The sequence below is a fragment of the Homoserinimonas flava genome (assembly GCF_054969005.1).
In genome coordinates this window covers 1-1,347 of record NZ_JBUEQS010000008.1, presented here as the reverse complement: position 1 = coordinate 1,347, position 1,347 = coordinate 1, and the positions used below count along the sequence as shown (strand labels likewise).

Genomic DNA, 1,347 nt, shown 5'->3' with positions numbered 1-1,347 from the left:
GCTCTGAATCGCCCCGGCATGTCTGGAGAGCGTATTGCTGGTGTCAACCCGTTCGTTCGAGGGGTTCGATCAGAGCGTAGTCGATGTGCTCCAACTCGACGGGTGTGAGGTCGTGGATCGAGCCGTGGATGCGCTCGGTGTTGAACCACTGGACCCAACCGGCGGTTGCGGCCTCGACCTGGTCGACGCCGTGCCATGGGCCTTCGTGATGGATCAGCTCGGTCTTGTAGAGCCCGATCTGCGACTCAGCCAGGGCGTTGTCGTAGGCGTCGCCGACGGACCCGACCGAGGGGTCGATGCCCTCCTCGACGAGCCGGTCGGTGAACGCGATCGACGTGTAGACCGATCCGGCATCGGTGTGATGGGTCAGCGCGGTGAAATCGTCGGTGCCCTCGCGGCGGCGGGTGAAGAGCGCCATCTCTAAGCAGTCGAGCACGAGTGGCGTCGTCATGTTGGTCGCTGCCCGCCAACCGAGGATCCGGCGGGAGTGCGCATCGAACACGAATGCGACGTAGACCCAGCCGGACCACGTCCAGACGTAGGTGAAATCGGCAACCCAAAGCTGATTCACTCGAAGCCTCGCGAAGTGCCGGTCGACAAGGTCAGCCGGTCGGCTTTCCCGCGGATCCGCATCAACCGGACGCCGACGACGCCCGCGCGCGACGCCGGCGATGCCCAGCTCCCGCATGAGCCGCTCGACCGTGCAGCGGGCGATCTCGTGCCCGTCCCGCCGCATGCGCAGCCAGAGCTTGCGGGCGCCGAGGACCCGCCGCTGGCCCTGCCAGGTGCTCAGGATGATCGGCTTCCAGCGCTCGTCTGCCAGCTCGCGTGATGAGGGTTTCCGCCGACGGGCGTCATAGTAGCTCGATGGGGCGATCGACGCGCCGTGCTGAGTGAGCACGGCGCAGATCGACTCGACACCCCACCGAAGACCACCATCAGTGCGGTCCTTGTGCGCCTCGATGAAGGCGACTATCGCTGGTGTGGCCGGTCGAGTTCGGCCGCGAAGAAAGCCGAAGCCGCCTTCAGAATCTCGTTCGCCCGACGCAACTCGGCGTTCTCCCTCTTCAACTTCTTGATCTCCGCCTGCGCCTCCGTGGTCACACCGGGCCGCTGCCCGGTGTCGACCTGCGCCCGGCGAATCCAGGTGCGGATCGTCTCCGGAGAACCGATGCCGAGCATCTTCGCAACAGCGCTCATCGCGGCGTACTCGCTCGGATAGTCAGACCGCACCTCGACGACCATACGGACAGCGCGCTCACGAAGCTCGCGCGGATATTTGCTGGGACGTGCCATAAGACTGATCCTTCCAAGAAATCAAGTCTCCGGACACACCGGGGCGATTCA

At 65.0% G+C, this 1,347-nt stretch carries 1 protein-coding gene; it reads right to left on the bottom strand.

The window, feature by feature from the left end:
• Positions 1 to 43 precede the first annotated feature (43 nt).
• Positions 44 to 1,296, bottom strand: a protein-coding gene (locus tag ACY48M_RS13115) for an IS3 family transposase (RefSeq protein WP_462820744.1) whose coding sequence is annotated in 2 segments (ribosomal slippage) — positions 44 to 1,014 and positions 1,014 to 1,296 — 1,254 coding nt in all. Because the reading frame shifts where the segments join, the coding sequence is not laid out codon by codon here.
• Between the last annotated feature and the right edge of the window lie 51 nt (positions 1,297 to 1,347).